General features: G+C 71.9%; 12 protein-coding genes and 1 riboswitch. Of the genes, 1 reads left to right on the forward strand and 11 read right to left on the reverse strand.

The genetic code is table 11. The annotated features are described in order from the left end of the window. Positions 1–69 precede the first annotated feature (69 nt). Entirely contained in the window at positions 70–1,446 is a 1,377-nt protein-coding gene (locus AADR41_RS09620) for a helix-turn-helix domain-containing protein (protein ID WP_342280897.1), read from the reverse strand. 201 nt (positions 1,447–1,647) lie between these two features. On the opposite strand from AADR41_RS09620, the gene AADR41_RS09625 reads away from it, so the two are divergent. Further along, positions 1,648–3,063, forward strand: a complete 1,416-nt coding sequence (locus AADR41_RS09625; RefSeq protein WP_342280898.1) for a M64 family metallopeptidase — start codon at positions 1,648–1,650, stop codon at positions 3,061–3,063. A 1-nt stretch (position 3,064) separates the two neighbouring features. Here AADR41_RS09625 and AADR41_RS09630 read toward each other — a convergent pair whose 3' ends face one another. From AADR41_RS09630 to AADR41_RS09675, 10 genes are all read right to left on the reverse strand, one after another. Beyond that, the gene (locus AADR41_RS09630; protein WP_342280899.1) at positions 3,065–3,862 is read right to left on the reverse strand and encodes a family 1 encapsulin nanocompartment shell protein; all 798 of its coding nucleotides are present in this window, start codon (positions 3,860–3,862) and stop codon (positions 3,065–3,067) included. Further along, positions 3,862–4,941 (reverse strand): Dyp-type peroxidase, encoded by a 1,080-nt coding sequence (locus AADR41_RS09635; RefSeq protein ID WP_342280900.1) that lies wholly within the window; start codon positions 4,939–4,941, stop codon positions 3,862–3,864. Before AADR41_RS09635 ends, AADR41_RS09630 begins: the two co-directional genes overlap by 1 nt. 587 nt (positions 4,942–5,528) lie before the next feature. Next, complete coding sequence (gene tsaD, locus AADR41_RS09640) at positions 5,529–6,599, reverse strand: tRNA (adenosine(37)-N6)-threonylcarbamoyltransferase complex transferase subunit TsaD (RefSeq protein ID WP_342280901.1); 1,071 nt, start codon at positions 6,597–6,599, stop codon at positions 5,529–5,531. Between the two features lie 114 nt (positions 6,600–6,713). Beyond that, a complete protein-coding gene (locus AADR41_RS09645; RefSeq protein ID WP_342280902.1) occupies positions 6,714–7,664 on the reverse strand; it encodes an SDR family NAD(P)-dependent oxidoreductase in 951 nt (316 codons plus the stop codon). Positions 7,665–7,977: 313 nt separating this feature from the next. Continuing rightward, positions 7,978–8,415, reverse strand: a complete 438-nt coding sequence (locus AADR41_RS09650; protein WP_342280903.1) for a glutaredoxin domain-containing protein — start codon at positions 8,413–8,415, stop codon at positions 7,978–7,980. Between the two features lie 690 nt (positions 8,416–9,105). Continuing rightward, positions 9,106–9,930, reverse strand: coding sequence for an ECF transporter S component (locus AADR41_RS09655; RefSeq protein ID WP_342280904.1), 825 nt, complete (start codon positions 9,928–9,930; stop codon positions 9,106–9,108). Next, a complete protein-coding gene (locus tag AADR41_RS09660; RefSeq protein ID WP_342280905.1) occupies positions 9,927–11,582 on the reverse strand; it encodes an ABC transporter ATP-binding protein in 1,656 nt (551 codons plus the stop codon). Before AADR41_RS09660 ends, AADR41_RS09655 begins: the two co-directional genes overlap by 4 nt. After that, positions 11,579–12,796 carry an energy-coupling factor transporter transmembrane component T gene (locus tag AADR41_RS09665; RefSeq protein WP_446751004.1) on the reverse strand — a complete coding sequence of 406 codons (1,218 nt, stop codon included), beginning with the start codon at positions 12,794–12,796 and terminating at the stop codon, positions 11,579–11,581. Before AADR41_RS09665 ends, AADR41_RS09660 begins: the two co-directional genes overlap by 4 nt. Then, positions 12,768–13,697 (reverse strand): hypothetical protein, encoded by a 930-nt coding sequence (locus tag AADR41_RS09670; RefSeq protein WP_342280907.1) that lies wholly within the window; start codon positions 13,695–13,697, stop codon positions 12,768–12,770. The genes AADR41_RS09665 and AADR41_RS09670 overlap by 29 nt, the downstream gene beginning before the upstream one ends. Beyond that, positions 13,694–16,450, reverse strand: coding sequence for a prenyltransferase/squalene oxidase repeat-containing protein (locus tag AADR41_RS09675; RefSeq protein ID WP_342280908.1), 2,757 nt, complete (start codon positions 16,448–16,450; stop codon positions 13,694–13,696). The genes AADR41_RS09670 and AADR41_RS09675 overlap by 4 nt, the downstream gene beginning before the upstream one ends. 321 nt (positions 16,451–16,771) lie before the next feature. Further along, positions 16,772–16,910, forward strand: a riboswitch (cobalamin riboswitch). Positions 16,911–16,959: the final 49 nt, after the last annotated feature.

Consider the following 16,959-nt stretch of genomic DNA (forward strand, 5'->3'; position numbering starts at 1 on the left):
CCCCGGCCCCGGAACCCGCACCCCAGCAGGGCGGGTGACCACGGGCGGGCCGCCTTCGTGCGGCCGGGCTCACGCGATGGGCGGGCGGATCGGCGCCGGGCCCAGCGTGGTGCTCCCGGGGGACGCCCGGTGGCCGAGCCCGGTCCGGTAGGCGTCCATCGCCGCCTCGGTCCGGCCCACCCGCCGCAGCAGATCGCCCAGCAGCCGGCAGATGTCCGCGAGGTCACCGGCGGCACCCGCCCGCTCCAGCAGGGCCAGCGCGGTGACGTAGTGCTCCTCCGCCGAATCGAGCTCGCCCGCCTCCTCGTGGATCAGTCCCAGCAGCCGGTGCGCGCCGCCCGCGTGTACCGATCCCCGGTCCGGGTGCAGTTCGCCGAGGAGTCGGTGCAGCAGCTCCCGGGCCTCGGTGTTCTTTCCGCGCCGGCGCAGCACATCCGCCAGCTCCACCTCGACCTGGGAGGTGTACAGAGCGGCCCGCTTCGACGCCAGCATGTCGCGGGCGGCGCGCAATTCGGTCTCGGCGCCGGCCAGGTCGCCGTCCTGCGCGTGTACATACCCCCGCATCCAGTGGCAGTGCGCGAGCTCGGTACGGATCTGCAACTGCTGGTAGATCTCGGCGGCCCTCGCCAGTGAGGCGTCCGCCTCCGCGGTGCGGCCCGCCGCTATGAGCGTACGGGCGACGCTCCGGTGCAGTCCGGCCACCAGCTCCGGATCGGACACCTGTGGTGCCAGGGCCAGCGCCAGCTCACCCGCCTGGGCGGCGCGCGCATGGGCGCCCATGTCCATGTACGGGGCGATCGCGGCCGTGTACAGCAGCAGCAGCGCGCCTGGATCCTGGAGACCCGAGGTGTTGAGCTCGTCGATCGCGCTCTCCAGCAGATAGCAGGCGTACCGGAGTTCGCCCGCCAGGAGGTGGGCCACGGCTCGGCCCCGGACGGCCGGGGCGCGCCGGGGGAGCGGGGTGCCGGCCAGCAGCTTCTCCGCGGTCTCGAAGTGCTCACGGGCCGCGGGCAGATCGCCCGTCTCCAGTGCGCAGTGGCCCAGCCCGAGCGTCGCCGCGGCGCGTTCGTCCGGGAGCCCGTGCCGGACGGCCTCGGCGTGCAGGCCCGCGTAGGCGGTGGCGGCGTCCTCGGCCGCACCGGTGGCCAGCGTCCGCTGGGCCTCGACCAGCCTCAGCCGCAGACCGGTCGCGAGATGGGCGGGGCGCCCCGTCGCCAGTTCCTCGTAGCTGACCCCGAGCCGGTCCGCGAGGTGGCGTACGGCCGCCTCCGACGGGCGCACCCGGCCCGCCTCCAGCGTGGAGATGTAGGCGGGGGTGTAGGCGGGCTCGGCCAGCTGTCGCTGTGTCAGTCCGCGTTCGTTGCGCAGTCGTTGGACCCGGCGGCCGATGGCTCCGGGGTCGTCGCCGGCCCCCGCGCCCCCGCTCGCTGTGTGCTTCTCGTCCATCGTGCCGCCCCTTCCGCCCAGCCCGCCCCGAAATACGGTCCATGCATCGTAAATTCCCGGTTGGGTGCCTCAATCACCGGGCTTTCGGGCCTTGTTCGAAGCCCCGTACGCCTCTAGGTTAAGCAGCGCATTAAGTCGAATTAACTCATGGGTTACGTGTCGTCCGTGCCCTGCAAGCCCCCGGATCCCGAGGAGTTGTCCATGCGAATACGCCCCCACACGCATCGCGCGGCAGGAGCACTGGCAGGGCTGGCCCTCGCCGGCCTCCTGGCGGCGACCGCCGCCACCACGCCGGCCACGGCCGCTCCTTCGGGTTCCGGCGGCGGACAGCGCGTCGCCGCCGAGTACTTCCCCGACCCCGGCGGCTCGGGCCGGACCGTCGAGGTTCCCGCCAACACCCCTGTACGGAAAGGGAAGTCACCCGCGCCGCTGAGCGCGGCCGAGGCCACCGTCGATGGCACGGTGGGCGAACAGGCGGTGACCGGTCCGTCCGACGACCGGCTGGACGTCGTGATCATCGGTGACGGCTACACGGCCGGCCAGCAGGGCGACTTCCACGCCGACGCCACCGCCAAGTGGGCCGACATCACCGCCCTGGAGCCCTACAAGAGCTACCAGGGTCTCTTCAATGTATGGACCGTCGACGCGGTCTCCAACGAGTCCGGCATCAGCGGCGATCCCGGTGCGGACACCGTCAAGGACACCGCGCTCGGCAGCTACTTCTGGTGCTCCGACATCGAGCGGCTGATCTGCACCGACATCGACAGGGTGGCCGCGTACGCCGCGAAGGCGCCGGCCGCCGACCTGGTGGTGGTGATCGCCAACTCCACCAAGTACGGGGGCGCGGGCTACTCCGGTCTCCTGGCCGAGGGCCGCCCCTTCAACGGGGTCTCGACCCTCTCCTCCGACCATGCCTCGTCCAGCCTGATCGCCGCCCATGAGATAGGGCACTCGGTAGGCCTGCTGGACGACGAGTACACGTATCCCGAGTACGGGACGTGGACCGGCGGCGAGCCGGGCGGGATCAACTCCACCACCTACACCGCCGCGCAGCTCACCGAGAAGCAGGCCAAGTGGTACCGCTGGCTCGGGCAGAGCGATCCGGCGGGCGGCACGGTCGGTACGTTCGAGGGCAGCGCCTACTACCCGCTCGGGCTCAACCGCCCCACCGACTCGTCGATCATGCGGGAGCTGAGCAACACCGAGTTCAACCTGCCCGGGCGGGAGGCGATGATCGCCGGGTTCTACCGTGCGGGCAACGTGCTGAGTAGCACCGTCGACACCGACAACCCCATCGGTCCGGGCCGGCGCATCGCGGTGAGCCTGGCGGACCTCGGCACCTCCGTGGCCGGGACCGCCGCCGGATCCCGCACCCACCGGCCCGGCCTCGCCAGGCCGGAGCTGCGCTGGTACGTGGACGGCGTCGAGAGGGTGTCCGCGCGTGGACGGACCGCGCCCACCCCGGCAGCGCTCGGCGTCCGCGCGGACGGCCGGGGCCACCGGGTGACCGCCGAGGCCGTCGACCGCACGGACGCCATCCGCGACCCCGCCGTCCGCGCCCTGGCCACCGACACACTGACCTGGAACGTCAGGGCGACCGGACACCGGGGGCGGTAGGTCAGGCGATGATCGGGATCACGGCCTCGGGCGTCAGCATCCTGAAGGTGAACGCCTGATGGAAGTAGAGCCGGATGCTCGTGGCGTCGTGGTCCTGATAGCCGATCGACAGGTCCTGGCCCAGGCGCAGTTCGAAATCGCCGCCTCGGGTCGACAGCAGTACCCCGCCCGTGACGGCGGGCGCCCACAGGATCTGGTCGTCCAGCAGCCGGGCCAGGTGGGTGGCGACCGGGTACCCGTGGTCGGAGGTCTCGGTCGCCTCGGTGTAGGCGTCGGCACCCAGCAGCAGCCGGTACGGGCCGTCGACACCGGACAGCCGCAGCTGGGTCAGCGCCTGGCTGACGGTGGCCGGGTAGTCCCGGGCATCGGCGGGAAGTGTCAGCGGCGCGTGCGAGGAGCCGTCCCGCAGGCCGGTGATCCCGGCCGAGGCGTAGCCGTCGATGATCGCCATGTCCTCGGCGAACGCACAGGTGCGGGCGGCGTCCTTGACGGGCTGCCAGTCGCTGTCGTCCGATCCGCGCTCGACGTCGTCCACCGCCGACCGGGTCACCGTGAACGGCACGCGCCACTCGATGACCGGCACCGAGGTGCGGGCCCGGGCGATCACGTCCGGGGTGGGCGGATCGATGTCGCGCAGATGGCCGTCGCCGATGGCCGCCAGTTCGGGGCCGTCCGGACCGGTGACATCGACGACCCGGCGGCCCGCCACATGGCGGCTGAAGGTGCGCCGGGCCTCTTCTTCGATCTGGTCCCAGGCGGCTTCCGTGACAGGGGCTAGTTCGCGGTGGAGATTGTTCATCACTGGGCGCTTTCTTGCAGGCTGCCGATGCGCAGCGAACCGTCGGCCGGAGCGGCCGGGGCCGGGGTCTTCGCCGTCACCGGCGCGGACGCGGGCTCCGGCACGGTGTCGGCCCCGGCCGACGAGGGCGGGGGCGGCGGCGCGTCGAGGAAGTCGGCGCCGGGGGCGTAGAAGAGTGTGCCGGTGACCGCGGTCGAGAAGTCGAGAATGCGGTCGTGGGTGGCGGGCGGACTGCCGAGGAACATGTTGCGCAGCATCTGCTCGGTGATCCCCGGATCGGCGGCGTAGCCGATGAAGTACGTGCCGAACTCGCCCTGCCCGAAACTGCCGAACGGCATGTTGGCCCGCAGGATGTCGTGCTCCGTGCCGTCCGGGTCGGTGATCGTGTTGAGGGCGATGTGCGAGTCGGCAGGCTTGGCGTCGTCGGCGAACTCGATGTCGTCGAACTTGGTGCGCCCGATCACCCGCTCCTGCTCCTCGGTGCTCAGCGCGTTCCAGGACGTGAGGTCGTGCAGGTACTTCTGCACGATGACGTAGCTGCCGCCCGCGAAGTCGGGGTCCTCGGCGCCGACCAGGGCCGCCGAGACGGCGTCCGCCCCCACCGGGTTCTCCGTGCCGTCCACGAAACCGAGCAGGTCCCGGTGGTCGAAGTAGCGGAACCCCTGCGTCTCGTCGACCACGGTCACCGCCCCGCCGAGCCGGTCGAGCAGCTGGGTCGCCCACTCGAAGCACACGTCCATCCGCTCGGCCCGGATGTGGAACAGCAGATCCCCCGCGGTGGCCGGCGCATGGTGCTTGGCGCCGTGCAGTTCCTGGAACGGGTGGAGCTGCTCCGGCCTGGGTCCGTCGAACAGCCGGTCCCAGGCCCCCGAGCCGATGCCGGTCACACAGGCCAGACCGGCGTCGGGGAACCGGAAGCCGATGGAGCGGGCGAAGGCCGCGAGATCGGGCAGCACCTCGCGCACGGCGGGTTCGCCACCGGGCTCGATCGTGGCGACCAGGATGAGTGCGGCGCTGGTCAGCGGCGCGACGACGGGCTGGGCCGCGGCGGGATCCGAATCCGCGGTGGCGTCGGGCATACGAAGGCTCCCCTGGGGTCGCAACGTCGGGAAAGGGCTGTGCGCTTGTGGTGCGTACGTGACATGGGTCCGCTGCTACTTACGCACAGGCATCACGCCGTCGCAACCCGTGTCACCCGGCCGAGCGAGCCGGTCGGCGGGGCGGGTGGGCCCGCCCCGCCGTCGTCGCCCCGGCCCGCGAGGACCTCCGGCCGGTCGCGGCCCCGTAGCGTGGCACGAGCCCACGCGTTCGGTTCGCCGGCCTCCCGGCCTCCCGGCCACCGCAGAGTCACGAGGCGGTGCGCCCGGTGCCCGGAGCGGCGGCTGCGTGTGGATGTCGGCGCCCCGGCAGGGAAAACCGACGGAATGGCCCGGCTCAGCCGGTAGAGCAGCCCGCGATCACATTCCCCGATGCGGCTAGGGCGGCTGCGAACCCGGGCCGCGTCATGTCGCCGGCCGTCCTCCGGACGAACCTGCCGGCGCCGCGGTTGTCCTTCGACCACGGCCGGGCGCCGAACGCGTCCGCGTGCACCCCCCGTGCACCCCCGTACCTGCCTCCGCCCGGCTCGACGGCTCCGCGCCCGGAACCCGGCCGGCGGTCACGGCGTTCAGGCCGCCCTCACGGCAGCAAGCGCAATGGGGTGCAGTGCCGCATACTCCAGTGGGGCGGACGGGTCGATGGACACGTCCAGCGGGGCGGGCTCGGCTCCCGCCCGGACCAGCAGGTCACCGACGGCCGCGATCATCGCCCCGTTGTCGGTGCACAGCTTCAGCGGCGGTACTCGCAGCACGATCCCGGCGGCGCGGCAGCGTTCTTCCGCCAGAGCGCGCACCCGGGAGTTGGCGGCCACCCCGCCGACGACGACCAGCGTTCCCACGCCGTGCTCGCGGCAGGCGGCCACCGCCTTGCGCGTCAGCACGTCGGCCACGGCCTCCTGCAGTGAGGCCGCCCCGTCCGCGAGCGGAAGTTCCTCGCCGCGCAGCCGGTGCTGCTCGGCCCAGCGGGCGGCGGAGGTCTTGAGCCCGGAGAAGGAGAAGTCGTAGCGCGCGTCGCGTGCTCCGGTCAGCGGCCGGGGGAACGCCACGGCGCGCGGATCGCCCTCCCGCGCGCTGCGGTCGATGGCCGGCCCGCCCGGATACGGCAGGCCGAACACCCGGGCCACCTTGTCGAAGCACTCGCCCGCCGCGTCGTCGATGGTGTCGCCCAGGTGCACGATCGGATCCCGGGCCAGATCCCGTACGAGCAACAGAGAGGTGTGTCCGCCGGAGACGATCAGGACCATGCAGGGATCGGGCAGCGGCCCGTGCTCCAGGGTGTCGGCGGCGACATGACCGGCCAGGTGATGCACTCCGTACAGGGGCACCCCCAGCGAGAACGCCAGGGTCTTCGCCCCGGCCAGTCCCACCTGGAGCGCGCCCGAGAGGCCTGGCCCGGTCGTCACGGCCACCGCGCCGATGTCCGCCATTTCCAGCCCCGCCCGGTCCAGGGCCTCCGTGACGACAGGCGTGAAGGAATGGAGGTGCGCCCGCGCGGCGATCTCCGGGACCACTCCGCCGAAACGCGCGTGCTCGTCCATGCTCGACGCCACCGCATGCCCGAGCAGACGCCCGTCGCGTACGAGGCCGGCGCCGGTCTCGTCGCACGAGGACTCAATACCGAGCACCACTGGAGACTCCACGTCCCACTCTCCTGCCTACCACTATCAAATGCAACCAATGTGCAATAAGGGTAGGTGAAGGGCCGCCCGCCCGATGCCCCGCAGCATCCGGCCTGTCCGTCGGCGCGCCTGGGGTCATCCCGGGACGGCACCGGGGTCCACGCCGGTCAGTTCACAGCTCGCGTCCCACAACCGCGCCGCGACGGAGGTGTCGGCAAGGTGGCTCCATATCGGTTCATTTCGGGGCTTGCCGCGCAGGCCGAAGACGCGCGGTCCCCACAGTTGGCCTCCTTGCGCGGCAGGGTCGAGCACCGCCCGGACCGCGGGCCACGCGCCGGCATGCTTGCCCTGGACGAGGAGAGCCGCAGGCGCTGCGCTCAACCGTGCGCCGGTGGTACTTACATGGACCGACGGCCGCGACGGCGTGAGGGAGTCCAGCGCGCCGCCGGGATGGGCCACCGCGCTCGTCACCGTGCTGCCGGCGGCGCGCAGGCGACGGTCGAGTTCGAGACCGAAATGCATCTGCGCCAACTTGGAACGTCCGTAGGTGCGCTTGGGCCGGAAGTCATGCCAGGACTGCAGGTCGTCCAGGTCGAGTCGTTCCGACTTCGCCGCGAAGCTGCCCATGGTCACAACACGAGCCGCCGGCGCAGCCGACAGCAGGGGCATCAGCCAGTGGGTCAACGCGAAGTGCCCGAGGTGGTTCGTCCCGAACATGAGCTCGTGACCGTCGTCGGTCTCCCTGCGCGGCGGGTCGTCAAGCGCGACGCCGGCGTTGTGGATCACCGCGTCAAGGCGTTCGACCTCCAGTGATTTCACCGCCGTTCGCAGCGAACCGAGGTCGGCGAGGTCCAGCCGTACGGACAGCACCCGCGCACCGGCGACGCGCGCACGGATCGAGGCCGTGGCGGCCTCGGCCTTCGCGGGATTCCGGCTGCCGAGCACGACGGTCGCGCCGGCTTCCGAAAGCTGCTCCGCGACGAAGTACCCGATGCCGGCATTGCCACCGGTGACCAGGAACGTGCTGCCGTCGGCGCGTGGAAGCCGTTCGACATTCCAGGGCGGGGCAGAGGATGCGGACGACATGGCGAGGGGACTCCCTTGGCGTTGAAGGCGGCTGCGGCTGCGGCCGCGGCTGCTGTGCGGGCAACCTGATGCCCCACGGTTTCAGCGGCCGCCGACACATCGCCTATGGATCAACGACAGGCCCGCAAGACGGCCGATGCCCCACCGACACAGTGGGGTCGTCATGCACCGCGCCGACGTGCCACCGGCCCGGTGCGACCCCTCACGCACCGTGCCGGTGAAGGTCACGTCGGACAACCGGAGCACTCGAAGGCCGACCGGGATGCTCGGCCGCCGGAGGCTGAGCGGCGAGCCGAGCGGGTCCTTTCTCCGCTCACGCGGGAGAGGAGAGCTGTTCGCGCACCCATTCGGGGTCGGGGTTGGTGTGTGGCCGACCCGCCACGACGACGGTCGGCACGGTCTCGTTGCCGTTGTTGGCCGCTCTCACCGCCGCGGCTGCTGCCGGATCTCGCCAGATGTTGACCCAGTGCAGCCGGCGGGCGTTGCGGCCCAGCCGGATACGCAGTCGTATGCAGTACGTGCAGCCCGGCCGCCAGAAGACGACCGGCCGGCCATCGACCGCGCTGCGGCGCTGCGCCTCCGTCGCACCGATCGACCTCGGGAAAACCAGAGGCGAGTTCACACCTGCGAGCAGTACAGACACCAGCAGGACCGCTGCCGCTTCGCCGGGGCTCCCGCTGAGGAGCAGTCCGGTCGAGACGAATGAGCCGCAGAGCACAAGCAGCGTCGGCAGGATCCAAGTGCGCGTCATGAGGACGCAGGCTATCTGTCAGCCGAAAATGCTCCTCGTGTGGCCGCGACCGATCCGGCGGACGGCACACCCCCCTGGGACGCGGATCGCAGGAATGGGATGCCGGCGGCAGCTCCCGCCGCGGAAGGGTATCGGCCGGGATCTCCTTCGTGCCTTCATGGAGGCCGGGGTGAAGGGTGGAGCCACGAAGGTGTCTCTGACCACCGGGGCGGAGAACGTGGCGGTCCGGTCGCTCCACGAGTCCCTCGGAGGCGGGCTCGCTGCGCAGGGCCCCACGGTGAACTATTGGTTTCTCCTGGAGCCGCACCAGCGATGAGTGCGGCTATGAGGCGTCGTTGCGCGCATCAGGGCTGATTATCCTCATGAGCCGGGTCGGGAGAACGAAGCCGTGGAAAGCGGCCGGCTCACGGCCGTGCAGGCGGACGCGACACATGGGATGCCGGACCGCGGTGGCCGGCGTGCTGGGCGATCCGCTCGATGGCTGCTGGACCCGCGTACGCCGGACGGGCCGGTTCTTGTACCGGCCGGTGCTTCTCTGCACTTCACGCGGAAGAGCGAAGCGAGCCGGTGTGACGATCGGCGCTGGGCAAGAAGGAGGTGCGCCGGGCAACGGGTGTCGGCAGGATGCCCCGTTCCTCTCGATCGTACGGTGCGGTGTGTGGCGGGCGGCAGGGTGCAGTCGGCCGGGGTTCAACCGGTCGCGGAGCCCGCGCCCGCGTCGCGGCGCGCGAAGCGCATCGGTGCCTGGAAGCGGGCCTTGCGGGCGGCGCGGCGGAAGACCGTGAGGACAGCGGGGCCGGCCAGGGTGATGCAGATGAGGTTGGTGACGGCACGGCCGGTGTCCCAGCCGAGGGAGGTGGCCAGGTCGAAGGCGATGTAGCGCTGGAACTGCTCGGTGAACGGGAGCCCCGGCAAGTACGCGATGGAGCTGTTCGGGTCCAGGGAGAAGGGCCAGAAGGAGAGATTCAGGAGGAAGCCGAACAAGTAGCCGGAGAGCGAGCCGTAGACGGCGAGCATGAGGACTTCTCCGCGGCCGGCCACCCTGGGAAGGAATCCGGCGAGCATGCCGACGAAGGCGCAGCCGAACATCTGGTACGGCATCCACGGGCCCACGCCGCCGGTGATCAGCGCGGAGGCGAAGAGGGAGGTGCACCCGAGAGTGAAGCCGAAACCGGGACCGTATACCCGGCCCGCGAGGACGAGGATGAAGAACACCGTCTCGATGCCGGCGGTGCCCGCGCCCAGGGGACGGATGGCCGCGTTGACGGCGGACAACACGCCCAGCATGGCGAGCGCCTTGGAGTTGATGCCGCCCTCGGCGATCTCGGAGACCACCACGCAGAGCACGATCACCAGCAGAACGCCGAAGATCAGGAGCGGGGCGTAGTTCGAGCCGAACGTGCCAGGTGCTACGAGAAACGGCCAGAAGAACGCGACGACGCCCAGAAAGGCAGCCATGGCGATGACGACCCCGGCCCGGGCACGGATGCGGATGGCCGCGGTGTAGGTGCTCACGAGTCGGGGTCCGTTCTGTCAGCGGGGAGTACGGCGGCCAGCTGGTCCACGGTGAGAAAGGGCAGGGGGGCCAGGATCTTCGCGGTCTGCGGGGCGAAGACCGGCGAAGCGACGATGACCTCGCCGGTGGGGCCGTCGGCCACGACGTCACCCTCGGCCATGACCACGACGCGGTCGGCCGCCCGCGCGACGAACTCCACGTCGTGCGTGGAGATCACTACGGCCCGCCCCTCGGCCGCCAGCCGGTCCACGATGCCGATCAGCTCACCCTTGGCCCGGTAGTCCAGACCGCGCGTGGGCTCGTCCAGCAGCAGCACCCGTGGGGCGGCGGCGAGCTGGATCGCCAGGACAAGGGCCAGTTTCTGGCCCTCGGACAGGTCGCGTGGGTGAGTGGTGTCGGGAATGCCGGGCGCCAGCCGGTCCAGGACGGCGCGGGCCGGTGTCCCGTCCGCCGCGACCCCGGACTCGGAATCGGCCTGGTCGAGCTCCTGCTTGACGCTCTCCAGGTAGAGCAGGTCGGTGGGAGTCTGCGGGACCAGACCGACGAGCCGACGGGCCGCTGCCGCTGAAACCTTCGCCGGGTCCTGTGCCTTCGGGCCGCCGGGCCCGCCCACGGCCACCGAGCCCGCCCTGCGTGGACCGGAGCCCTGGAGAGCCCAGAGCAGGGAAGACTTGCCGGAGCCGTTGCGGCCCATGAGGGCGGTGATCTCTCCGCCGCGCAGATCGACATCGACCTCACGGACGGCGGGAACGCCCCGGTACGTCACGGTGATGCCGCGCGCGGTGAGCAGTTCGGTGCGGCCCTCTTCGGGAACGGACCGCACCGCTGGGGGAGCGACGTGGGCCAGCCGGGTGCGCAGCGGTGCTGCGGCCCGGCGGGCGTCGCGGATGGAGAGGGGGAGCGGGGACCAGCCGGCGGCACGGCCGAGCTCGACGACGGGCGGTGCGACGGACGACGTACGGAAGATCTCGGCGGGCGGGCCCGAGACGACGTGACCGCCGCCGGGGAGGTGGATCACACGGTCGGCGTACTGGACGACGCGCTCCAGGCGGTGTTCGGCGAGGAGGACGGTGACACCGAGGTCGTGGACGAGCCGGGTGACGGCGGCCAGGACCTCCTCCGCGGCGGTCGGGTCGAGGGCGGAGGTGGGCTCGTCCAGGACCAGCACCCGCGGGTGGGCGGTGAGGACCGAGCCGATGGCGACGCGCTGCTGCTGGCCTCCGGAGAGTTCGTACAGGGCGCGATGGCGCAGATCGGCGAGACCGAGCAGGTCGAGGGTCTCCTCCACGCGTTTGCGCATGGTTGCCGGGGGAACGGCCAACTGCTCCATGGCATAGGCGAGTTCCTCCTCCACGGTGTCGGTGACGAAGCTGTCGAGGGGATCCTGGCCGACGACGCCCACGACATCGGCGAGTTCGCGGGGCGGATGGTCCGCGGTGTCCCGTCCGTCCACGGTGACGCGCCCGTAGAGGGTGCCTCCGGTGAAGTGGGGGACGAGGCCGTTGACGGTGCCCAGCAGGGTGGACTTGCCGACGCCGGTGTGCCCCACGACGAGGCAGAGTTCGCCTTCCTCCACGGTGAGGTTCACGTCCCGCAGGACGGGTCCGGCCGTGTCCTCGTACTGGACGGTGACCTGGTCGAAGGTGATCACTTGGGTTCCTCGGTGCGCTGCGCGGGGACGGCCGGACGGACGGGAGTGCTCGGTGGCGGGGCCAGGAATCCGGCGGCTCCCGCGAGGAGGATCGCGACGGCCGGGACGAGTGGCAGCGGCGGCCAGCCGAGCGGATAGATGGAGGGATTCAGCTCGGCCGCGTCGAAGCCGGCCTTGGCGAAGAGGAGCACGGCGGACAGGACCCCGCAGCCCGCGACGGCCCACTCGGCGGCCCGCCAGGGGTCGGGCCGGTAGGTCGTGCGGGTGATCCTGCGCCCGCCGAGGCGCAGTCCGGCCACGCACAGCAGTCCGCCGGCCGCGAGGGCGGGAAAGCCGAGCACGGCCGGGGCGGTGGCGTCGAGAAGCCCGTAGGCGCCGGCGCACAGGCCGCACATGCCGAGCAGCATGAGAGCGCCGGTCGCACGGCGGGAGCGGCGAGTGGCGGTCCCGGCGCGTCCGTAGCCGCGGGAGTCCATGGCGGCGGCCAGCCGGAGGGAGCGTTCGAGGGCGTCTTCGAGGACGGGGACGACGATGCCGCGCAGGGCTCGCAGGCCCTTGGAGCGCCCGGCACGCAGCCGCCGGGCCCGGTGCACGCGCTGGACGCTCTGCACCAGTTGGGGTGCCACGCTGATGGAGACGGTGACGGCCACGCCCAGCTCGTACAGGGCTCCGGGCAGTACGCGCAGGGCCCGCTTGGGGTTGGCGAGGGTGTTGGCGGCACCGATGCAGCAGAGCATGCAGGCCAGGCGCAGCCCGTCGGTCGCGGCCGACAGCAAGGCCTCCAGGGACACCGGACCGCCGAGTCGGATGCCCGCGTACCAGCCGGGGGTCGGGATGTGGGGGAGCGAGAAGAGGAAGTGGTCGTGGGGCGTGATGCCGGTGGCGAAGACGGCGCGGAAGACCACACGGATCGCCACGACGGTCAGGGCCAGGCAGAGGTAGTACTTGAAGCCTCTGGCCCAGGGCGCGTCCGTCCGGCGCATGGTGATGACGTGTCCGAGGACCGCGAGGACCAGGAGCAGCAGCAGTGGGTTGTTCGTACGGCTGACGGCGGTGGCGAGGGCCAGGGCCCAGATCCACCAGGCGACGGGGTGCAGGGTACGGGGCAGCCTGCGGCCGACCCGGTCCGGCGCGAGGCCGGACGCGGGCGGCCCGGCCGCACCCTTGGCGGTACGGGGCACGCGGCTACTCCGTGCGGCGGCGCTTCGCCGCATACCAGGCGGAACCGCCGATCAGCAGGACGAGCACAGCGGTCGCCAGGGCGGGCAGGTACGAGCCCACGTCGTGTTTCGCGTCGGCCGCGGGCGCCGCGTCGACGACTCCGGGGCCGGAAGCGGGCGTGCTGGGCGGCGGCGATGCTGAGGCGGCCGGCGAGGCGCTTCCGGCGGGGCTCGCCGAGGCCGACGCACTCCGCGAGGCCGAGGGGCTCGGTGGTGGCGTCGTCGCGGGTGGCTTCGGGCCCGCCGGGGGCGGGTTCTCCGGTGCGGGGCCGGTGTCGGCGTTCGGCGGAAGGGGCGCCGCGGTGCGGGTGTCCTCGGGGACGGGCTTGCCGCCGCCGGTGGGCCTCGTGTTCTTGGCGCGCAGCTGATCGGGCGTGATGGTGGGACGGCCCCGGGTGCCCTCGATGTTCGTCCCGCCGAAGATCCACAGATCCACGCTGCCGGGCTTCGGCTTGTAGAGCATGGCGCCGAGTTGGCTGTACTCCCAGGTGCTCTGCCCCGGATCGGCGTGCCAGTACGACCAGTAGGCGGAGGCGGGCGGCGTCAGGACGCAGTCGTCCTGATTCGGCGTCGGGTACTGCTTGCCGCCCTGATGCCCGCTGTACCCGATGCGGCAGATGAAGGCGGCGCCGTCGTGGCCCGTTCCGGTGGTCCGCCAGCCGCCCTGGTTGAGGAGCTCGTAACCGGTGGTGGGAGTGGACCCGCAGGAGCGGTAGACGGGCCCGCCCCAATGGCTGAAGTCCACGGCGAGCACCACACCCGAGGAGGTGGTGCACCGGCCCATCGGCTGCGGGGCGGCCCCGGCCGGGGCGGTGGTGGCGGTGAACGCCGCCACCGTCAGCCCCAGGGCGACTGCGGTACGGGCCGGGGCGCGCAGGACACGACTGTGCCTCATGCCCCGCTCCCGGTGGATTCGCGGCGGCGCCGGGCGGCGCGGGTCGCGCCCCAGCCGCCGAGTACCAGCACCACGGCTGCTGCGGCGAGGCCGCCGATCTGTGTGCCGGTGGAGGCCAGGCCGCCGCCCGGACCCGGGCTGCCGTCCGCACCCGCTCCGCCCGTCTCCTCGCCCGGGGTCACGATGTCGGGCGCCGGAGGCGAGCCGGACGGCCGGCCGGAGTTGCTGGGTGTGGGCTCCGGCGCTGTGCCGTCGAGGCTGCGCGTGAGGGTGCCGAAGGAGATGCCGGTGGCGCCGCCGACGGCCTGGGTCGAGGCGCGGACGTCGGATCCGGACCGGCCGTCCTTGACGACATTGAATCCGCCGTCGGCGTTCTGCTGAGAGGCCAGGAACTTGCAGGCCTCGGCGATGCCGCCCGCGTATTTCGTGGCGTCGAGGGACAGTCCCTGTACCGCCAGAGCGGCGGAGTTCACGGAGTTGCCCGAGGCACCGGGGAAGCCGCCGTCCGCCAGCTGCCGGCCGGCCAGCCAGGCGAGGGCCTTGTCCACGGCCGCCTGTGAGGCGGCGTCGGGCAGCAGGTCCAGGGTCATGGCGGCGATCGCGGTGGAGTCGACCTCGGCGTCGCTCTTCTCACCGATCAGGCTCGGCCAGGCACCCGAGGGCTCCTGAAGGCTCTTGAGATAGGCGATCGGTTCGGCCGCGGCGGCCGTCTCGCCCGCGCGGACCTGGGCCATGACGCCGAGGGACTGGGAGAAGACGGACGTGGCGTAGGTGTAGTTGCCCCTGGCCGCGCAGGGGCGCGGCGTCGGTGTCTTCGCCGGACAGACCGCCTCGGCCAGCGCGCCGATCAGGTCCTGCCCGCCGAAGTCGCGGGGGTCGCGGCCCACGATCTCGGCCAGGAGGGCCGCTTTGCCGATGAAGCCGCCCCCCGCGTACTTGGTGCCGATCAGCGTCCAGTCGTGGATGTCGCGGCCCTTGCCGTCCTTGCCGCCCTTGTCGAGGAAGTCCACGATGGTGCGCAGAGCGGTGTTGTCGTGGCCGGTCGCGGCGAGTGCGTAGGCGCCGTCGATGGTCATGCCGAAGTCGGCGAATCCGGATCCTTCGGCGTTCTCGTAGTAGTGGCCCTGCATCAGCCGCTCGTGATCGGTGAGGTAGGCCGTGCCCTTCTTCAGGTCGGGCCCGCCACCTGCCGGAGGAATGGTCGGCAGGTCGGTCTTCTCGGTGGTCAGCGCGACCAGGTCGCTCTTGGCGCCCGCGACGACGACCGGGGTGGTGGCGAACAACCGGGGCTCGGTCTCGCCCTGCTCGAAGCCGAAGCCGCCACCGGGGAGCTGCTGCCTGGAGAGCCAGGAGACACCGGCGTCGGCCCGGGTCGTCTCGCCCAGGGCGCGCAGGGCCTGTGCCGCCCAGCCGGTGGGGCCCGTGCTGCCGGTCGTCAGGTACGACGCGGAGGGCCAGGCGCCGGTCGGGAGCTGGGACTTCTTGAGATAGGCCCGCGCCTTGCCGACCACCGCGTCGTGGCCGCCGGCCCGCTTGAGGGCCAGGGTGATCAGTCCGGTGGAGCTCGCGTCGCTGTCGCACCACTCACCGGCCCGGATGAGGATGCCGGTGAATCCACCGTCCTCGCACTGGAGCCCGGTCAGCCGGGTCACGGCGTCGGCCGGGGGCACCACACCGCCGTTCAGCAGGGCGATGACGGCCATGGCCTGGGCGTCGGCCTGCCCGGTGGTGCGGAAGTCGCCCTTGGTGAGGCAACCGGGGATCGTCTCGCCGTCACCGATGTCTCTCGGGCAGACGTACTTGACGAGGTCCCCGAGAAGGTCGTGCCCGCCGAAGTCGCGCGGGTCCTTGCCGGTGGCCTCGGCCACGAGCGCCAGACGTGCGGCGGCCGAGACGTCGGGAATCCCGTCCCTGCCCGCCGGGTACGCGTACGCGTCCGTCTGCGCGGGTGCGGCCAGGAACGCGGCGGCCCTCCGCGCCGCCGGGCTCCTGGGATCGGCGGCGGCCAGGGCGTAGACGACCTCGGTGGTGAGCAGGTGGTTCGCAGTGGTGGTGCCCGCGTCGACGACACGCTCCTCGTCCGTCAGGTTCCCGGTGAGCCAGCGGGTGGCGGCGGCCACGTCGACCGAGCCGGGAGGCACGGTCGGCGGGTTCGTCGGACCGGTCGGGTCCGTGGTGGGAACACCGCCCCCGGCCCGTACGTCGTCGGGAGAGAAGGTGGGCTTGCCGGTGGTGCCGCCGACGTCGGTACCGCCGAACACCCAGGCGTCCACGTCGCCGTCCTCGGGGGTGCGGGACATGGCGCCGAGAGGGCTGTAGGTCCAGTTCTTCTGTCCGGGCGAGGCGATCCAGTACGACCAGTACGCGGTGGCCTGCGGGGTGAGGACGCAGTCCTCCTTGTCCGGAGTGGGGTACTCCGTGCCGGTGTCGAACGAACCGTTGCCTATCCGGCAGATGAATCCGTCGCCGTCGTGGACGGTGCCGGTGGTGCTGAACCCGCCCTCGTGCAGCAGCTCGTAGCCGGTCGTGGGGGTGGTGTCGCAGCCGCGTACCACCGGGCCGCCGAACGGGCCGAAGTCCACTGCGACGATGGCGCCGGTCGTGGCGGTGCACTGCTCGACGGGGGCGGCACCCGCCGGTGAGGCAGTGGAGAACGCCACTCCCGCACCGAGCATCAGAAGCGAAGCGGTCAAGAGGGACAGCAGCCGCTGTCTCCTGCTCGTCCGCCGTTTCGACTGCTGGTCGATCCCCACGCGGCCCCTCGTCCCTGCCGGACGGCTGCGTACGTGGCGATGCGCCCCCGCGCGGCTGCCGTGCCGTGGGGAAGGGTGCGACGACCACGCCGTAGTCCGCGACGGCGTTCCTCGTGTGTCTGTCCCTGCTCCAGGCATTCCGGCTCACCCGGGACGAACCGGGCCTACGGTTGCGGGTCAGCGCCGGAATTCGACCGGCTTCCCCTGGTGCTGAGCGTCTGTCAGCCGGAGTGCAACACGGATCCGGGCGGGCGGTCAAGATGGTGTGTGCCTCACCGGACGAATACCGGACACCCGGGGACCGTCCCCTCCGAACGGCTGGCGGACCCTTGACCACTCGGGTAGCGTCCTGGGCTGCCAGATGGGGGAATCCGGTGTGAATCCGGAGCTGACGCGCAGCGGTGTGGGACGGCGGGGGCCGTTTCCGAGCCCGAATGCCCTTCTGGCGAGCAGTACCCGAAGCCGTACCACGCGTTCCGGACGGCGGCTCCGACCATGCCCGGCCGTGC

Source organism: Streptomyces sp. CLV115, assembly GCF_038448545.1.
Classification (GTDB): Bacteria; Actinomycetota; Actinomycetes; order Streptomycetales; family Streptomycetaceae; genus Streptomyces; species Streptomyces sanglieri.

Excerpts from the sequence above, each read along its gene's own strand:
- AADR41_RS09620 (WP_342280897.1), bottom strand. The coding sequence starts at position 1,446 with ATGGACGAGAAGCACACAGCGAGCGGGGGCGCGGGGGCCGGCGACGAC.
- AADR41_RS09625 (WP_342280898.1), top strand. The coding sequence starts at position 1,648 with ATGCGAATACGCCCCCACACGCATCGCGCGGCAGGAGCACTGGCAGGG.
- AADR41_RS09630 (WP_342280899.1), bottom strand. The coding sequence starts at position 3,862 with ATGAACAATCTCCACCGCGAACTAGCCCCTGTCACGGAAGCCGCCTGG.
- AADR41_RS09635 (WP_342280900.1), bottom strand. The coding sequence starts at position 4,941 with ATGCCCGACGCCACCGCGGATTCGGATCCCGCCGCGGCCCAGCCCGTC.
- AADR41_RS09645 (WP_342280902.1), bottom strand. The coding sequence starts at position 7,664 with ATGTCGTCCGCATCCTCTGCCCCGCCCTGGAATGTCGAACGGCTTCCA.
- AADR41_RS09650 (WP_342280903.1), bottom strand. The coding sequence starts at position 8,415 with ATGACGCGCACTTGGATCCTGCCGACGCTGCTTGTGCTCTGCGGCTCA.
- AADR41_RS09665 (WP_446751004.1), bottom strand. The coding sequence starts at position 12,796 with ATGCGGCGAAGCGCCGCCGCACGGAGTAGCCGCGTGCCCCGTACCGCC.
- AADR41_RS09670 (WP_342280907.1), bottom strand. The coding sequence starts at position 13,697 with ATGAGGCACAGTCGTGTCCTGCGCGCCCCGGCCCGTACCGCAGTCGCC.